Here is a 17139-nt window from a genome sequence, read left to right as displayed (position 1 = left end):
GTGTGGTGACCGTCGCGCTGGCGGTGGGAGTGGTTATACGAGATACGGTGGTCACAAAATCAGGACTGGTTGTCAGTGTATGGGATGTACAGGTAGCGATCTGTCCATTAGGTAACTGCTCCGTGCTTGTACTTGGTATAATAATAGCTGGCCCTCGGCAATATGGGCATCTAGGACTTGGAAGAGACCTATGGCACCCTCCGCATATCTTATGATTACATGGATATTGCACGAATAAGTTTGGATGATATGATTCACAACAAATATAACATTCTTCTAGAGCAGCAGGCGTATGGGTTCGCATGTGACTGGCGAGATCGCTACTCCGTGAAAAAGTTTCCCCGTAGGTGGGGCGGCTGTAAGGTCTCTCACGGATATGATGGGTTCGCATGTGACTGGTGAGATTGCTACTCCGTGAAAAAGATCTCCCGCAGGCGTGGCAGCTGTAAGGTCTCTGATCCGTATGGATTCGCATGTGACTGGTGAGATGGCTCCTCCGTGAAAAATCTCTCCCGCAGGCGGGGCAGCTGTAAGGTCTCTCCCCCGTATGGATTCGCATGTGACTGGTGAAATCGCTATTCTGTGAAAAAGCTCTATTGCAAAGATAACAGGTATAAGTGTTAGGCATGGCCCTCTCACTTTTTATTTAGCAGTCAGCACATCTCTGGCGAGTGGCTTAAATTCTAGTATATCCGTAAATGAAGAGAACTATAATACGGTGTTTTTGGTGAGCGGTGAGTTTTTTCATTGGCACGGAAGGAAAGCCGCCGCGAAGCGGCCTACCTTGTCAATGCCTAAGTTCTAAGGGGAATAAAAAAAACATGACAAAAATAATCGATTTCCCGACTATGCCGGAGCATTTTCGGAAAAAATCAGAGCTTGCAAATTATCTACGACACATGGCTGATTATATATAGAAACTTGAGCCTTCTTCACTTGCCACCGTGTGCTCCTGAGTTGAACAGTTCAGAAAGGCTGTGGGAATGGATGCGAGAGCATGATTTATCCAATAAGGCATTTGATGGTTATGAGCATATCGTTGATTGCTGTTGCGAGGCTTGGAATAAATTGTGTGGAGAAGCCGGTCGATTGACCAGCTTATGCTCTCGAAAATGGTCAGTTATACCGTAGTTAGAAAAGGCGATTGGTATAATAGCGATCTGAACAGCGTCTTATTTTTGACTTATTGTTGTTGCCTGATGGTCCAGGTTCAATAAGTTATTCACCTGAATCATCGCCAGTAACTCTTCCACATATTCCAGGCCACGAATGGAGTAAGCACTTAATCCGTAGGCCAGGGCTGGGCCTGTCACCGGCTCATGATTTTTACGTTTATTGGCTCGAATTTCCCTTAAACTGGCATATTGATGTTGGGTATTCAAGTTATGCATATAAGATTGAACCGATTGGGCAACACCATCAAATTTTCTAACTTCATAGGTTTCACCGGCCGGTCGGGCACTGGGAACCAGTCCACACCCTTTACTGAAGCACCACTGACCAAAAAGGTTATTTCCCTCGCGTGCAAAACGGGATGTTCCCCAGGCAGACTCATTGGCGGCCTGAACTAAAGCCAAAGACGGTGGGATAATATCTACGCGCTGTAGTAGCTGATCAAAAAATTCTTTAGAAATGTATTCCTCGGTTTTCAGTTCATACACGTTGGCAATATCCCTGAGCCAGCTAATGTCATCAGGTGAGCGCTGACTTGCTTCAGCCAGCTCCTTGATGCGCTTGCGCAGCTCTTTCAGGGAGGCGTTTCTTGCTTCTATGATGGGCAGCATATAGTCAAAAAACGCCTGTTTTTTTACACGAACATCGGAAATTCCAGAGAAATCTGGCAGCTTACTGGCTGGCAATTCGGGGCAAGGTGCTAACTGACTGGATTGAGGTGATGCCTGCTTAGCGACGTTAAGCGCTTTCTGGGTATTCTGGCAGGCTGGTTTCTCGACCAGTGGCCCGGAAGTGTTTTTATTCAGCCCGGCAGAATCATTAACCTGACTTACAACAATAACCAACGACAATATCGACAACATCACACTATCCAGTTTTGTCAGCATCCGAGTCACGCCTTTCAGTAGATTTTTCCAGTAGATTTTTCAGGTCTTTACAAGTTGATTGGTTGAGTACAAACTAATGGTAGCAGGCGTTTCCGGTATGCGTCCCTTGTGTATTGTGAAACAACGTACCAAACTTGCGGCTGCCCATAATAACAAATAAACGACGCCATAGGCTTGTAGAGTGTGTAACGGGGAAGTTTAACAATACCAATACTCATCATCGGCACCGACGGACACCATAAACAAAAACCCCTGATGCAGGTTGCTTGATTGTGAAGACTTTTGCCCATAGCTCACCAAGACTTGGCAGGGAGAGTTCATATGATGTTCACTCATGTCTGGGGATTAATGACGAAACCTGAACAAGCATGGTCAGTTCTCAGAGACACACCGCCGCGTATTTTATCCCTGTACCTGGGTCGGGTGATCTGGCTGGCAGCCATTCCCGCGCTGTGCACCTATTACGGTACGACGACAGTAGGTTGGCAACTACCCGGCAGCGACATGGTTACCCGTCTGTCACAAGATAGCGCCCGCTCAATGGCTATACTCGCGTGGCTGGCCATGTTAGCCGGCATCGCTATTATGGGCTGGGCAATCCAGTGGATGAGCCAAACCTTCAACACCAAAACCGACCTGTCTCATTGTATTACCTTTAGTAGTTACGCTGCCCTTCCTTTGTTTTTTGCTGGCATTTGCGGGTTATACCCTTCCCTTTGGCTATTGATGAGCGTCAGCATCCTGGCCGCTTCCGTGTCCGCCTGGTTGTTGTACACTGGCTTGCCCATTTATATGGGTATTCCCAGGGAACAAGGTTTTTTGTACGCAAGTTCTATTCTTTGTATTGGCCTGGTGGTACTGGTTTCATTGATGATCATCACGGTGATTTTTTGGGGGATGGGCGTTGGCCCAGAGTATGTGCAAGGCTCCTAGGAACGGTTGTTTTGATCTTTGTTGCGCTTTTTGAAGCATGGCTTTCTCAAACTGGATTGCTTTGATTTTCTGGCTTTGAGTTTTGCCAGATCATCATTTTCATTGCAAATACTCAATGCTTTATTCCAGACAAAGCCAGCTGTACCGCAAAGCGTCATAAGTCGTTCATACTGCTCTGGTGTCACCTCCAGTCTGAATTTGTAGGCCCTGGAAGTTACGGTATCCACTTTGATGGAAATAAACGACGATAGTAGTAAATTCACCAAGGGAGAGCCGGGAGCAAAAAGTCGGGCTTAATATTCTGAGAAATCAGATTTTTATGCCACTTTTGTTTAAACAGCAGACAGAAATCATCAACAGAACAGAATACACTGGCAATGAAAACGAGCGTCCTCCCGTTTTGCCAAGTTGGGAATTTGGTACTCAAAAGTTAGCTTGTACTGAGGCTTTCGTGTTTTTAGCGTGTCGAATTCATGTCTTATTTACGTTACGTAACTCCACCTGTCATTGCTTTGTATCGGAGTTTCTTATGAGAAAAAAAATTCTCTTTTTTGTCCTTCCCTTATCGATACTGTTTACAGCCGCAAATGTCGAAGCGACTTCATGTCGGGAGGATTTTAATGAAATAGCTAAGATTGCTCGTCGCCCGTTTGATGGCGTAATTACGACAAATAAAGTGCGTCTTGGTTTCGTTTTTGGCCCTGTCACCACCGGTAGCGATGGGTCGTGTGGCGCATGGGGAAAGATTACAGCAAGTTTTTTTCATAAACGTTATGCCGTGTTTTGGATGAGAGGTCATTGGAAAAAAACAATTGTCGCCTATAGGAGGAAGCAGGCAGTTTCCTGACAATTCCTGACAATATAGCCGAGTCCATTATTTTATGCTCGAAAGCATAAGTCTGACAGGCTCCTGGAGCTATGTGACATCATCAGGATTAAATACGCCCTTGCCAATTGATGGGGTAATCACCATCAGCATCAGGTCTTCCCAGCATTCTAAGGCCCTGTTGTAATGTATCACTGGTATTACTACCTTGGCTGATGGTGCCCTTAATGCCATAGCGCCCCTCTGCTGACAGGGAGAGTGAGGCTTCTGTCGTGAGTTCAGGGGAGGATTGCTTGATCATTGCCATTAGCTGTTGACTCTGACAACTTAGTGCTATTTTGGATGTTCCCAGATCAAAGTTCCCAACAGAAGAAGTAAACTGTCCTTGTGTTACCGTTATATTGCCAGCCAGGTCCTGGCACTGGTTACCCTGCATCCTGAGATTATCTATGGAGAGATTAATTCTTGCAGAAAGCTCACCCGGAATAGTTGAGTGAGGCAGCAGGCCACTGAGCCATGATGCAGAGGTGTCTGCCTGAAAGTCTGTTAGGGTCAGCCCTTCAGCACTTAACGTAATCAGTCCGTCACTTTCTACCGGGCTGGAAAGGGAACCCATCTGAACGTGTGCTGATAACTTTCCTGTCAGCAATGCAGCAGGGTTGATGTGCCAGGTTGTTTTCGGCAGGTGGAGGGGCTGTGGCGTGTTCTGAACCATGATCTGATCAACCTGCCCTGACCACAACGTGCCAGACACCCTTTCCAGAGTGATTCCTTTTAAAAAAGGGTGTGCCCACTGATAGACCAGGGCAGCAGGTAAACGTGCCACTAAAGTGTACATATAAACGACGATGCCTGTTGCTATTATGAGTATGATTGATTTTCGGGATGCCTTCATACTAGCTTCGCTCCAGCTGCAGCCTGGTGATCTCCACCTGTCCTGGTGTGTCCGTGGCATTGACCTGCAAATCAGTCACCCGGATGCCTCCTTCCTGTTCAAGTTTTACCAGCCAGGCCATAAACAGATCAAATTGGGCTGAACCCATGTCAACCTCCAGGCCATTTTGCAAGGTTTTTACCCGTTCAACAGTGAGTTTGAACTCAGGTGCTGTCTGGTTAATAACTCGATCCATTGGGGTGTTTATTAATACCCTGGGCTTTGACCCTTTGGCACGCAGTGTAACGATAGCACTGGCTTGCTCAATGATTTTTTGCAACTGCTGTTCACTGGTCGCCAGTCGTTTTTCAGCCACAGTTTGTTGATTAGCAAGGGGCATAATAATCAGTTGCCAGATTAACCAGAGGCCAATAGTGGCCACAGAGGCAGCGGCCAGAATCTGTTCACGCCGGGATAACTGCTGCCAGCGCTGCTTCAGGGTATCGACGGTGTCATTGATGGAACTCATACTGTTTTCCCTGAAATGACCAGAATGCCTGTCACCGTGTTTTTATCACTTCGCTCCACAGCATCCAGGGTAATGGTGTATTCTCCACCGAGCTTTTCGGTGGATTGGTCTCGAAAGCGGGTAAAGGTTTCAAAGTCCTTTGCTTTAGCTTCTATCCTCAGGGTGTTTTGTCGACTCTCATACTCAAGAGTGACAGGTTTCAGTTGGATAAAGTCAGTAAATACGGGTTGCAAGTCAGTCATTGTATCCAGTAGTCCATTGGTCTGTTGACTGCTGTCTTGTAATTCCGCCAGCTTTTGACGCATTTGTACAGCAACAGCCTGAACACGTTCGCCAGGAAATAACTGCTTATAGATTGCTGTAGACTCAAAGTTTAAGACAGCTGCCTTTTTTTCTAACTGATAAGTTTGAAACACAGACTGGCCCGCAGAGAGAACCAGTATAACTGCTGTTAATGCCGCGACCTTTCGCCAGGGTTTAAGCCCCATTAGCCTGGGTGAAATTCGTTGCCACTGACCGTGAAGCAGATTAGTGGACTGATTGATAGCAACAGGCGCCAGTGGTGCTAATGGTGATGTTGGTGTGGGTTTTACGGGTGTAATCAGTGGGTTTTCAATGGGGGACAATGACTGAATAGCCATGTCTTCGTTGCTGGCTTTGAGGTGGTTGAGACAGACAGACAGCCACGAAGGATCACAGTGACCAAAGTTCAGGGTATTTTGTTTGAACAAAATGCTGTTATTTATTTCAGTCAATGTGCAGGTATCTCCCTCGCAAGGGAGGGCCAAGGCATCGGGTAGCCATTGGTGAGAGCTCAGGTCTGCTTGTTCGAGCCACGATTGCCACAGTGCCATCTGGCTATTGGCGACAAGTGCCAGGCTTATCAATTGACTGTCATTTTCATCGCCTTTATCGCCTTTATCGCCATTGAGCTTTTGCTGGTGGAGCACGGTAAAATGGAGATTTTCAACATCTTCACAGAGTTCTTCCTCCAGTCGCCAGGGCAGTGACTGTATCACTGCAGGCGTGATTCTGCCGCTGACAGTCAGTTGATGGTGTGTCACCTGAGCTGCTGGGACAAGCACAATAACGGTTGTATCCCGCGCTTTTTCAGACAAGACATTTAATTGTGAGGTATTATCGAGTATACCGTGGTTGTCGGTGGCATCTGTCTGCTCAGGCCAGTTCTGCCAGTGTACGGGTTGTTCCGCGTGCTCCGGTAAACGGATAATTAGGTGAGATTTCATTCTACGCCTCCAAATGCGCGGCGTATCACCGACAGTTCATTGTCTTCATTGCGTAACATCAGGCTTTCCATGCGGACTTCAGCATTGTTATAACGGGCAGTGGCTTGAACCTCAAAATAGCTGCTATTAACCGTCAGTAAGTCTTTAGCGTCACTGGTATTGAAGTTTGCCAGTAAGGGGTCTTTTAAAAAATCGTCAACGGATTCCCACACCTTTTTCTTACGTCTGTTTTCGTCAATACCATTACGGTCTTTCAGAATACTCAGTGCCTGATCCACAGGCAGGTTATTACCAAACAGGGCAGCTAGCAGCTCCGGTTGTTTAACAGAAACGGTGTTAACGTTGATCTTTAATTTATCCGTTGGCAGGGCGCACAAATAAGGCATTACCCGGTTAGCCACAGGGGCTGTAACGCCCATTACCGCTCGCCACTCAGAGGCATCGCGCATTAAGGTATGGCCTGCCAGGTAAGGGACTGGTAATGCCTGATAATCGCTATCTTGCGCACCGGGTAAACCTGTCGATTGTTCAGAAACCCAGTTTCGGGTCGAGTGGGCGATGTAGTAACTGTCCTCTATTTCCAGGTATTCAAGAAGTTGCCCAAATGCTTTGATGGCTGGTGAAGGCTGATTGCCATCGGGTATACCAGCGAGGGCATTGAGGTTAAAGCAGGCCTGACGGTCAATGATGTGACCATGGATCTCACCCTGGGGTACGGGAAAAGGCTCAGAGTTTATCGCCCAGTATTGATTAAGGTGAGTCACCCCGGGTTCTTCTTTAAAGCTTTGTTTCAACACTTTACGGGCCAGGTCTTCAGTGGACAAAGCATACCAGCGGGCCTGATCCAGTTGTTGACGACCAGTGACGGTTTGCAGGCGTGTTCTGAACGAAAATGTCAGCTCTGTCACCAGAAACGTCATCAGGGTCAGTGCAAGAAGAACACTCAGTAAGGCAATACCTTGCTGCTTTCTGACAGGAGTGACAGGAATGCTCATTGGGTCGGCTCCTGTGTTTTCCAGGAGGCAGGCAATAAAAACAAGCGTCTGATTTTACCCAGGTTTTCCAGTTCCAGTTCTACAGCAATGGCTTCAGGGAGTTCGTTATTTTTTCCGAGTTGCTTATGCCATTTACCTTTCGCATAAAATTCAAACGTCAACCCGGTAACACCTTCAAGTAATACCCGTCTGGCGGGCGTTGTATTTTCCACCGTATCGAGTACATAGTCGTGCAGGCGCTCTAGTTTATTATCTTTTAACCGGTAAAAGACCCGCTGTAATGTCGAGCGCGGTAAACGGTTATTGGGGTTATGCCAGCCACCGCGAACAAATGTGATGGCCTGGTCATCGGTATCGAGCATGGTGTCACTGGAAAACAGGCTTTGTTCAGAGACCTTACCATTGACTCGTGGGCCACGGTCAATAATCTGCCGAAAATCCTGCTCGATAATTAACAGGGCATATTGCAGTTTCTGCATACGCTCGTGCTGTGCCAAAACAACGTCCCTGTTACGGAGCAGGCTTTGCATAATTTGCCAGGAGGCCAGACTCACTAACGCAAAAATGGCAATGGCTGCCAGCATCTCTATGAGGGTAAAGCCCTTCTGGAAGCGCCAGCGATGGGAATTGTCGTATCGATAGCTCATCCCTGCACCATATACGTTTGCATAATGACCAGTGGGGGGCTTTCCGTGTTGGGACTCTTACGCACTTCAACATCAATGCCGCGAAAATCGTCCTGTGTCGTTTTAACACTACGGGAACGTATATACCAGGTCCGGCCAGCCAATTCCTGCTCTTCTTTTTGCCAGTGTGTGGGGGGCCATTTTTTTAACAGCCGAATCGCCACAAGCTTGTTGTCCGCAACCCAGCTAGCCAGCATTTTTTCTTCTATGATAACGGAGTTTCGAGTGTTCTCACTGGACAGGCCGAGCATTGAAATACCTGCCAGTGCCAGAACAGCCATGGCCATCAGCACTTCAATCAAGGTAAACCCGGTTACTTTCCTGCTTGGACTCATAGGGATGCCCCAGTGCTGTCAGTGACAGTAATACCGCCTTCTTCAAAGACAGTGACACGGTATGCCAGCGCAGTGCCTGTTCGTTGGCTGAAATGAATTTCAGCGGGGGAAAACTCACCGCTGGACCAGATAAACAATGATGGTTTTTTCTGGTTATTTTTTTCTTCATCGGCTTTATCAAGCAGTGTTTGTATTTGCTGATTGTTCTCCCTCTCCAACGCTCCCCGCCATATACTTTCGCCGGGGTTTACCGAGAGGTTAAAGGCTTCATTTAAGGTAACAGGTTTGAATAAACGGTAACCGACCAATGGTACCCACTGATTTTTTTGCCACCGCAAGAAGGTATACTGATTGTTTTTAATCTCAACGCCAAGCTCTGTACCTGTTGTGATGGCTTTTTCGTGGGCCATATGCAAAAGGGCGGCAAAGCGTCTGGCTTCTGTTCGTAATGCTGTACTGCTATCGTTACCTGAGAGTTCCGGGAGAATGGCAGAGGCTGAAAGCCCTATCAAAATCAACACCAGCATAATCTCCAGCAGGGTAAATCCTGTCTGCTTTATGACTGTGACGTTTGATTGTTTCTGACAGGGCTGAACCATCATTTCAGGCATCCAAATTCCAGTTACCGATATCGTCATCGGTGCCAGCCTGACCATCGAGGCCAGCTGAGAAAATATCGATCGGACCATTTTCACCGGGGCTTAGCAGGATATAATTATTACCCCATGGGTCTTGTGGTAAACGACGAATGTAGCCATTTTCACGATAAGCGCGAGGTTCAGGTGAACCGGAAGGCTTTTTCACCAGTGCTTCCAGTCCCTGCTGGGTTGATGGGTAGGAACTATTGTCAAGTTTGTACATATCCATAGCATTTTCCAGCGCCACGATATCGCTGACGGCCTTTTGATGGTCAGCCTGTTCCTTATTGCCAAGAATATTGGGAACCACCATACTGGCCAGTACCCCCAATATCACGATAACCACCATGATTTCTAACAGGGTAAAACCTGACTGCTGATATTCTAGCGTGTTTTTATGAGTGTGTTGCATAGGAAGAGTTACCTGTCTGTTTTGAAAGATTGCCTGTTTATTTTCTGGTTAACCATTAACCAGCGACCATGGAGTTCAGGTCGAGCATTGGCGTCAAAATAGCCATGACGATAAATAAAACGACACCAGCCATTAGTACAATTAATAAAGGTCCAAAGACGCCTAGAGCAATATTAACCTGTGACTCAAACTGTTGATCCTGGTTATCAGCAGCCCTGCTCAGCATGGCAGTCAGTTCACCGGATTTTTCACCACTGGCAATCATATGCAGCATCATGGGCGAAAAGAGCTGGGTTTGCTCCAGGGCACGCCATAAGCTGGCGCCTTCCCGGACAAGGTCTGCAGCTTGTTTCAGGGCATCACGCATATGGGTATTTGTGAGGACATTGGCGGAAATTTTCATACCTTCCAGTAAGGGGACAGCGCTACTGGTAAGAATGCTCAGGGTACGGGCAAACCGGGAACAGTCGATGCTACTGAACACATTGCCGGCCACTGGCGCTTTTAGCATTAATCGGTCATGGCGTATTCTTATTGCTGTTTTTTTTAACATCCGTTGACGTATGACCAGTAATATTAGAATACTTACGACAATATGCAGGCCGTAGTTGCGGGTAAAATCACTGATGGCAATGAGCCATTGAGTCATGGCAGGCAGCTTCTGCCCCATATAGGCAAACTGTTCAATCACAGTGGGTACTACTGTAGTAAGCAGAGCGGTAACAACACCAATGGCAACCAGTGTTAAAATGACCGGATAAATCATAGCCTGCATTAACTGGCCTTTGATTTTCTGACGGTGTTCCGTGTAATCCGCCAGCCGTTCCAGAACCGTATCAAGGTGGCTGGATTTTTCACCGGCGGCTACCATCGCACGGTACAGCGTATCAAAAGCCCTGGGGTAAGCTGCCATGCTGTCAGCCAGTGTTTGGCCTTCCAGCACGCGAGAGCGCACGGATGAAATCAATGATTTCAGATGCGGCTTTTGTATTTGCTGAGCAAGTGCCCGCAGGCATTCTTCTAATGGAATCCCGGCAGCCACCAGTGTCGCTAACTGACGGGTGACTAATGCTACTTCAGAATCAGAAACACGGCGGACAAACAGCGACTTTCGAGGTGTTGTGGTTTCTCCCGATGATTTTTGCTGTTGTTCTTCCGCTTCGTTAATGGCGACGGCAGCAAGCCCGTCGGCACGCAGTTTTTGACGAAGTTGCCGAGGAGAATCGGCTTCCAGTACCCCTTTTTTCTTCTGTCCTTTGTTGTCAAGGGCTTCATAGGTATACACACCCATGGCTATTCCTCCCGGGTGACGCGCAACACTTCTTCCAGGGACGTGATGCCATCACGAACTTTACGGAAACCATCCCACTGAATACTGGCACACTGCTTTCTGACAACTTCTTCTATAAGCTGTTCTGATGCACCATCGTGTATCAATCGACGAATAGTGTCGTTGACAAGCACCAGCTCATGAATACCTGTTCGGCCACGGTACCCGGTAAAATTGCAAGACTCACAGCCATCAGATCTCCATAGGAGTTCATGGGGCTTAAGACTCATCAGTTTAACTTCGGATTCCAGTGGTTGACGCGGTTGACGACAGCCTGCGCAAAGGGTACGAACCAGTCGTTGTGCCAGTACGCCTAACAGGCTCGATGCAAGAAGGAATGGCTCAATCCCCATGTCTCGCATTCGGGTCACCGCACCAACTGCCGTATTGGTGTGCAGCGTGCTCAGAACGAGGTGGCCGGTTAATGATGCCTGTATAGCAATTTCGGCAGTCTCCAGGTCTCGAATCTCACCAATCATAACGACATCAGGGTCTTGTCGCAGAATCGCGCGCAGTCCACGGGCAAAGGTCATGTCGACCTTGGGGTTGACCTGTGTTTGTCCAACACCTTCAAGGTCATACTCCACGGGGTCTTCAACGGTCATGATGTTGCGATCAATGCTATTGATAGCGGTGATGCCAGCATAAAGTGTCGTACTTTTACCCGAGCCGGTGGGGCCTGTGACTAATAAGATCCCATGGGGTTTTTTCAGCAGTTCACTGATATCGTCACAGATGCTGTTGGTCATGCCCAGGCTGGATAGATCCAGTTGGACGCTGCTACGGTCGAGCAGCCGCATAACAATCCGTTCGCCGTGGCGCGATGGCAGGGTGGATACTCGAACATCCACTGCCCGGCCACCAAGCTTCAGAGAAATACGACCATCTTGCGGTAAGCGCTTTTCAGCAATATCCAGTTTCGCCATCACTTTGATACGGGATACCAGTACCGCAGCCAGTTTTCGCTGGGGGCGTAGAATTTCCCGCAGAACCCCATCAATACGAAAGCGGACGAGCAGTATATTCTCGAAGGTCTCAATATGAATATCAGAAGCACCTTCTTTAATAGCTTCACCCAGCATGGCATTAATCAGACGAATAATGGGAGCACCATTGTCAGCCTCCAGCAGGTCTTCGTTTTCTGGCAGTTCTTCTGCCAGCGAATGGAGTTCTTCATTATTGCCGATGTCGTTCATTAACTGTCGTGCAACTGAAGAGTCTTTTTGATAGTGCAGCTCAAGGCGTCTTTCAAAGTCATTGTCAGCTAGTGTCTCAACTATAAGCCGATCACCTACCCGCCGACGGATTTCCATCAGGGCGGCAAGGGTCGGTTCTCCTTTAGTGAATACGCAGGATTGTCCCTGCTCATCAGTTGTCAGGAACAGGTTAAACTTGCGGGCATAAGCAAACGGGATTTCTATTCCCAGCGCTATAGCATCACTGGGCAGCGCTTGTGTCATTGGCTGAGTCCTCATTGGTGCCCATGATAGGTTGCTCTTCTTTGTCACCAATACTGTTCATGCGTTCGTTGGCCTGTTGCAGGGAATCTGACCCCATTTTTTTGCGGGCAGTGTTAAACCAGGCTTCAGCATCAGAAGGGTCTTCGGGTAGCAGAGGTGTTTCAGCTTCAGGTAACAAGGGAATACCTTCGCTTCTCTTATCAAGCTGTGCCGCACGCATTAATGTGTATTTTCGTCCAGCTATGGAGGTCAGTGACTCATCATCTCGAACGATGGTCGGACGGATAAAGACCATCAGGTTGGTTTTTGATTTCACGCTGTTTGTTGAACGAAACAGCTGTCCAATGAAAGGAATATCACCAAGCAGGGGTATTTTAGACACGCTGTCGTTAACCTGTTCCTGGATCATTCCCCCAAGAGCAATGATCTGGCCGCTTTTCACTTGAACAGCTGTTGTTATTTCCCGTTCCGAAATCTTGACATCAACATCTGTTGTACCATTAAGTCCGGAGGTTGTTTGTTTGATATCAAGGATGACAGAGTCGCCTTCATTGATCTGTGGGGTCAACTCGAGCATAGTGCCGACCTTGTGACGCTCAACGGTCTGATAAGGGTTTGAGTTGCCATTAGACGAAGCCTGAGAGCCTGTCAGCAAGGGTACATCTTCTCCCACCATAAAAGTGGCCTTTCGATTGTCCAGTGTCATCAGGCTTGGGCGGGCCAATACGTTAGAATTTTGATCCGTCGCTACAGCCTGTAAAAAGGCGGTAAAGTCACCAGCAGAGATGCTGACTGCCGCACCGCTAATCTTGCTCAAGACACTGGCAAGGGGTTCCAGATTCCCTGATTCCGTTGTTTCATGTACTTCCCCATTGTCATCTATCACTGTACCTTTCTTGTCTTCTGCCTCTCGGTTTGCATAAATAAGCTCTCCTATAGGAGCGCCAAAATTGTTAAACTGCATCATGGTTGAACCATCTTCATTGGCAAATTGAAAACCCAAACTTGCGGCATTACCCTCTGATACTTCCACAATCATGGCCTCAACGATAACCTGTGCCCGACGGATATCCAGTTGTTTGATGACTCCCTCTATACTCCGCATCACATCGGGTTGCGCAGACACTATCAAGGAGTTTGTGCCTTCGTGGATTTCAATACTGAAATTTTGTAAGCCCGGAGCAGAGGCTCTAGTGGCAGCGGCACTTTTTTCGTTCTGTACACTTTTTCCAACACTTTCGAGAACGGGCTTTAAGTCTTTGGCTTTGGCATAGTTCAGATAAAAGACACGGGTATTGCCCGTCGACTCCTGTTCGGCATCCAACTGTTCCGCCAGCGCCGTCATTCGCAGCAGCATCTCGGGACTGCCACTGAGAATCAGCTGGTTTTTGCTTTCATTGCCGATGATAATAGGCGGGTTAGAACCTGGTCTTTTTCTGCCCTTGCCGGAGTAAATAGTCTGAAGAATGTGTGCCATTTCTGACGCGGAGGCATGTTTTAATGCCACAATTCTGGTGCTTTCCAGCCCGGCTTTATCAACGCGGCGAACCACCTCAGCCAGGCGTTGCAGGTTGTTGGCACGGCCTGTCATTAACAGGATATTAGAAGGATCGTAATGGACGACGCTGCCGGTGGAGGTAATCATTTGCCGCAGCAGCGGTGAGAGTTCTCGCACAGGGACATTCTTTACAGGTACTACCCAGGTTTCGACCTCATCGCCCTTACTGTTACTACCTGGATCACCAACAGGAATTGCAGATGTTTTTGAATCCTTTTCCTGTATGACCTTTATTACCCCGTTTTGCTCTGAGATTGCGGCAAAGCCGTATACGTCAAGAACACTAAGGAAGAACTGATAGTACTGTTCTTCATTTAATGTGTCGTAAGATCGTACAGTAATGGTTCCCCGCACTTCAGGGGAAATAATGATGGTGCGATTCAGATTTCGGCTAACGGTGTTGATAAATTCTTTGATATCCGCATTCTCGAAACTGGCAGAATATTGCCGACTCAGATTATACGCAGGGGGCGAGACGGGCTCATCGGCAGCGTTAACCACAGCTGGGGCGCTGGCGATGCATATTCCAGCGGTCATCGCCCTGATGCTTGAGGTCAGTCGGGAATAGGCTGGCATGAATGCTTTACTTCTTATCATGAGGCAATGTCAATCTGGTAGATCTTACCTTCCCGCTCAATGGTCAGGGAAATAGTGTTAAGCTCTGGCAGGGAGGTGATGATTTTCATGGCTTCGCGATGATTGGTAAGATCGTGTCCATTTATCGCAACAGCCACATCTCCGGCTTTAAGTCCGAGCTGTGTAAAAAGTTCAGGTTTTTTCGCAGGTGCTATGCGGTAGCCTTCTAATGCACCATTGGCTAATGCAGGCGTGATTTGAATGATGTCAGATAATAATGCCGGATTTTCGCGAACCCTGGCGATAGCCTGCTTTACGGATTGTGGTGTTGGCCGGATGCTGTAACCTGGCTGCTGGTTCTCTTCATCGGGGTACATCAACAGGGATTCAAGCTGGCCATTGTTCAGGAGTATTACGCGATCAGGGTAAATCTCATACACCTTGGCGCGAGTGCCTTCGAGGCTCTCACCTATGCGGTAGGTTGTATCGTTGCCCTGGGTTTTAATAATGGCCAGAGAGTGTGACTGCTCAGCACTATAAACGACACCGGTTAGTTGCGCGGCAAGGCGCGTGACTGAAACGTTTTCTGGCGCGATCTGTGGCTTGATATTTTCTGTAGGTGGTTGACCAAAGAGGTGCAGATTATTAAGGCTTGCATAAGATGATGAGTGTGGACCGGGGACTGAAGAAACCGTTGCCTGCCAGTGTGGGTGGACAGGTTTCTGCGGGACTAACTGCCAAGTGAGTTCAGCCAGTTGTCTGGCCAGGATGATAACCAGAAACAGTGTTGCCATAAGAGCCCATTGCTGACCAGATATTTTTTTTATCGTGCGAAGCAAAGGGTTGACGCGCGCAAGCCATCGGGCATTGTTCGTGTGATGTTGGAAGTTTGCTAGCATCAAGTTTCCGTTATCTGCGTCCTCTTGCCAGAGTCATTCCGGCGAGTCGTTTGTTCATTGATATAATTTATAGCTATATCCTTTGAGCTGGCTATTCTGCCTTATTTGTACCTTAGTTAAAATACTTCACTGCCTTCTTTTTTTGTAAGGGATTGTTGGTTGTCTAACATGAATGAGTTGTTTTAACTAGGCTATTACGCTGAGAGCCTGAACAGGAACTCTGCGGTGAAACGCCTCGCAATAGCAGGCTTTACCCATCACTTCGTCTTTTTTGATGTTCAGCTTGCCATACTTATTTCAGTCGCCAGGAGCCTGTCGGACTTATGCTTTCGAGCATAAAATTCAGTAGGGCAAGTTAGAATTTTCGATCAATTTGTGCGAATAGTTGACCTATTTAAGCAAATTGATCGGAAATTCTGGCCGCACTTTCTGGATTTTAGGCCGACATTGTCTTAAGTCCGACAGGCTCCCGGAAAAGGCCACGGTGTAAGAAGCTGTTCATACTCTTTTATGCGCTGCAATTGCCGATAAAAGGCGCCTGCCTTGGGCTTTTCTTCGTTACATAGCACCACCTGGCTCTCAGAAAATTGAAAAACAGGCAGGTTTTCTCATGGGTTTTGCTTTTCATAAAAGACCATGAACAACTTCTAAAAAATAATCGGCAAAACGATAACAGGGGTTGGACGTACGTTTTTTCTTGTTAGGGGTGCTATGGCTGGTCCACTGTGGCGAGCTGTTTTCCCACACAATGCTTATTATTCTGGTTTTTTCGCACCAGGCAGTTGTTGTGCAGCCTTGTCAAAGGTGTATGATCCTTTAAAGGCTTCACCTTTATTTTCGATCACAAAACGAGCCTTGTTGACGATCAGAGCATCAGGAAAGTCAGCCCTTTTGCCTTTCACTGTCTTAGATTTCTTGTAGTCGTTCAGCGCCTTCCAGACCACTTGACCATCCTCAAACTGAAGATTAGGCTGTTTGAATAAAGACAGCACTGTTTCAGAGATTTCTTGCCTATTTAAACTGTACTTATTACCTCTGAGAGTCCATAAAGTTTCCACCAGTACCGTGTCAGTAACAAGCACCTTTTCACGGCCTTCTATCAACCTTTCCGCTTGCTCAGTCTGCTCCTGATCGTCCTCAAGGATGAAGCGTAACAACACATTACTATCAATGGCGATCATGGAGGGCACTTTGCAAAGATTCTTCATCAGTCATATCACTCTTTACTTTAATGTGCTTCATAATGCCTTTTGCAGCACCTTTTTCCTTTTTGATAATAGTAAGCTGCCCATCAGCAACAAAGCTTTCTACTTCATCACCAGGTTGAATATCAAGCTCATTGCATAGGTTGGCTGGCAGGGTTATTTGCCGCTTGGCACTGACTTTAGGCATATCTTCAACTCTTTACATTTAACACATGGTAAAGGTAGCCTAATTCTTTACTTTATTCAAATGGTAAGGAATAATTTATAAATTTCTCATCTTTATCTGCCTTTTTCACTTAGAAGCAGTCTTAAAAGTCTGCCCGTAGCGAGGACTGCGAGAAATGGAGGATAAAAAGTCGCTTTTGTGAGGAGAATAGCGGGACTATTTGACGAACAAAAGCGGCTTTTTAGACCCATTTATCGCAGCCGCAGTAGGAGCATGACTTTTAAGACTGCTTCTTATACAGACAGAAGCCAAAAGCGGCTTAATTAACCCTTCCTGATCCGTACCAGCCTCCAATTCCCCTCGTATTTCAGCGTCAGTATCCTGTGCCTTTTTCAGCTCTTTTCCCGGAT

The 17139-nt window shown here is 47.3% G+C and carries 19 protein-coding genes and 1 pseudogene; 3 read left to right on the top strand and 17 right to left on the bottom strand.

Annotation, left to right across the window (positions count from 1 at the left end; all coding sequences use genetic code 11):
- The coding region (locus V4C51_RS06030) for a hypothetical protein (protein WP_330925237.1) at nt 1–215 on the top strand (215 nt) is incomplete at its 5' end.
- Between the two features lie 170 nt (nt 216–385).
- Here the strand turns inward: V4C51_RS06030 and V4C51_RS17915 are convergent.
- Nucleotides 386–559: pseudogene (locus tag V4C51_RS17915) on the bottom strand (C2H2-type zinc finger protein); the annotation flags it as partial.
- 613 nt (nt 560–1172) lie between these two features.
- Nucleotides 1173–2060 carry a glucosaminidase domain-containing protein gene (locus V4C51_RS06025; RefSeq protein WP_330925236.1) on the bottom strand — a complete coding sequence of 296 codons (888 nt, stop codon included), beginning with the start codon at nt 2058–2060 and terminating at the stop codon, nt 1173–1175.
- Between the two features lie 321 nt (nt 2061–2381).
- Here V4C51_RS06025 and V4C51_RS06020 point away from each other — a divergent pair, with 321 nt between their 5' ends.
- Nucleotides 2382–2993 (top strand): Yip1 family protein, encoded by a 612-nt coding sequence (locus V4C51_RS06020; RefSeq protein WP_330925235.1) that lies wholly within the window; start codon nt 2382–2384, stop codon nt 2991–2993.
- Here the strand turns inward: V4C51_RS06020 and V4C51_RS06015 are convergent.
- Nucleotides 2990–3256 carry a helix-turn-helix domain-containing protein gene (locus tag V4C51_RS06015; RefSeq protein ID WP_330925234.1) on the bottom strand — a complete coding sequence of 89 codons (267 nt, stop codon included), beginning with the start codon at nt 3254–3256 and terminating at the stop codon, nt 2990–2992. The genes V4C51_RS06020 and V4C51_RS06015 overlap by 4 nt on opposite strands.
- Nucleotides 3257–3312: 56 nt before the next feature.
- Between V4C51_RS06015 and V4C51_RS06010 the strand changes: the two genes are divergently transcribed.
- Entirely contained in the window at nt 3313–3840 is a 528-nt protein-coding gene (locus V4C51_RS06010) for a hypothetical protein (protein ID WP_330925233.1), read from the top strand.
- Nucleotides 3841–3928: 88 nt separating this feature from the next.
- On the opposite strand, the gene V4C51_RS06005 is transcribed toward V4C51_RS06010, so the two are convergent.
- The 14 genes from V4C51_RS06005 to V4C51_RS05940 form a co-directional block, all read right to left on the bottom strand.
- Nucleotides 3929–4714 (bottom strand): type II secretion system protein N, encoded by a 786-nt coding sequence (locus V4C51_RS06005; protein WP_330925232.1) that lies wholly within the window; start codon nt 4712–4714, stop codon nt 3929–3931.
- Nucleotide 4715: 1 nt separating this feature from the next.
- Complete coding sequence (locus V4C51_RS06000; protein WP_330925231.1) at nt 4716–5222, bottom strand: type II secretion system protein M; 507 nt, start codon at nt 5220–5222, stop codon at nt 4716–4718.
- Complete coding sequence (gene gspL, locus V4C51_RS05995; RefSeq protein ID WP_330925230.1) at nt 5219–6469, bottom strand: type II secretion system protein GspL; 1251 nt, start codon at nt 6467–6469, stop codon at nt 5219–5221. The genes V4C51_RS06000 and gspL overlap by 4 nt, the downstream gene beginning before the upstream one ends.
- Nucleotides 6466–7464, bottom strand: a complete 999-nt coding sequence (gene gspK, locus V4C51_RS05990) for a type II secretion system minor pseudopilin GspK (protein WP_330925229.1) — start codon at nt 7462–7464, stop codon at nt 6466–6468. The genes gspL and gspK overlap by 4 nt, the downstream gene beginning before the upstream one ends.
- A complete protein-coding gene (gene gspJ, locus V4C51_RS05985) occupies nt 7461–8111 on the bottom strand; it encodes a type II secretion system minor pseudopilin GspJ (RefSeq protein WP_330925228.1) in 651 nt (216 codons plus the stop codon). Before gspJ ends, gspK begins: the two co-directional genes overlap by 4 nt.
- The gene (gene gspI, locus V4C51_RS05980) at nt 8108–8485 is read right to left on the bottom strand and encodes a type II secretion system minor pseudopilin GspI (RefSeq protein WP_330925227.1); all 378 of its coding nucleotides are present in this window, start codon (nt 8483–8485) and stop codon (nt 8108–8110) included. The genes gspJ and gspI overlap by 4 nt, the downstream gene beginning before the upstream one ends.
- Nucleotides 8482–9096: a type II secretion system minor pseudopilin GspH gene (gene gspH / locus V4C51_RS05975; RefSeq protein ID WP_330925226.1), complete on the bottom strand. Its 615-nt coding sequence runs from the start codon at nt 9094–9096 to the stop codon at nt 8482–8484. Before gspH ends, gspI begins: the two co-directional genes overlap by 4 nt.
- On the bottom strand, nt 9089–9535 hold the full coding sequence (gspG, locus tag V4C51_RS05970; RefSeq protein WP_330925225.1) for a type II secretion system major pseudopilin GspG: 447 nt from the start codon (nt 9533–9535) through the stop codon (nt 9089–9091). Before gspG ends, gspH begins: the two co-directional genes overlap by 8 nt.
- Before the next feature lie 55 nt (nt 9536–9590).
- A complete protein-coding gene (gene gspF, locus V4C51_RS05965) occupies nt 9591–10826 on the bottom strand; it encodes a type II secretion system inner membrane protein GspF (RefSeq protein ID WP_330925224.1) in 1236 nt (411 codons plus the stop codon).
- Between the two features lie 2 nt (nt 10827–10828).
- A complete protein-coding gene (gspE, locus tag V4C51_RS05960; RefSeq protein ID WP_330925223.1) occupies nt 10829–12325 on the bottom strand; it encodes a type II secretion system ATPase GspE in 1497 nt (498 codons plus the stop codon).
- Nucleotides 12303–14459, bottom strand: a complete 2157-nt coding sequence (gene gspD, locus V4C51_RS05955) for a type II secretion system secretin GspD (RefSeq protein WP_330925222.1) — start codon at nt 14457–14459, stop codon at nt 12303–12305. Before gspD ends, gspE begins: the two co-directional genes overlap by 23 nt.
- A 17-nt stretch (nt 14460–14476) precedes the next feature.
- Entirely contained in the window at nt 14477–15358 is an 882-nt protein-coding gene (gene gspC / locus V4C51_RS05950) for a type II secretion system protein GspC (protein ID WP_330925221.1), read from the bottom strand.
- 755 nt (nt 15359–16113) lie between these two features.
- Nucleotides 16114–16566 carry a PIN domain-containing protein gene (locus V4C51_RS05945; RefSeq protein ID WP_330925220.1) on the bottom strand — a complete coding sequence of 151 codons (453 nt, stop codon included), beginning with the start codon at nt 16564–16566 and terminating at the stop codon, nt 16114–16116.
- Complete coding sequence (locus V4C51_RS05940; protein ID WP_330925219.1) at nt 16526–16750, bottom strand: AbrB/MazE/SpoVT family DNA-binding domain-containing protein; 225 nt, start codon at nt 16748–16750, stop codon at nt 16526–16528. Before V4C51_RS05940 ends, V4C51_RS05945 begins: the two co-directional genes overlap by 41 nt.
- Nucleotides 16751–17139 lie beyond the last annotated feature (389 nt).

The organism is Candidatus Sororendozoicomonas aggregata (genome assembly GCF_031528575.1).
Classification (GTDB): Bacteria; Pseudomonadota; Gammaproteobacteria; order Pseudomonadales; family Endozoicomonadaceae; genus Endonucleibacter; species Endonucleibacter aggregata.
The sequence above is the reverse complement of the archived record's forward strand: the minus strand, read 5'-3'. Positions and strand labels throughout refer to the sequence as shown.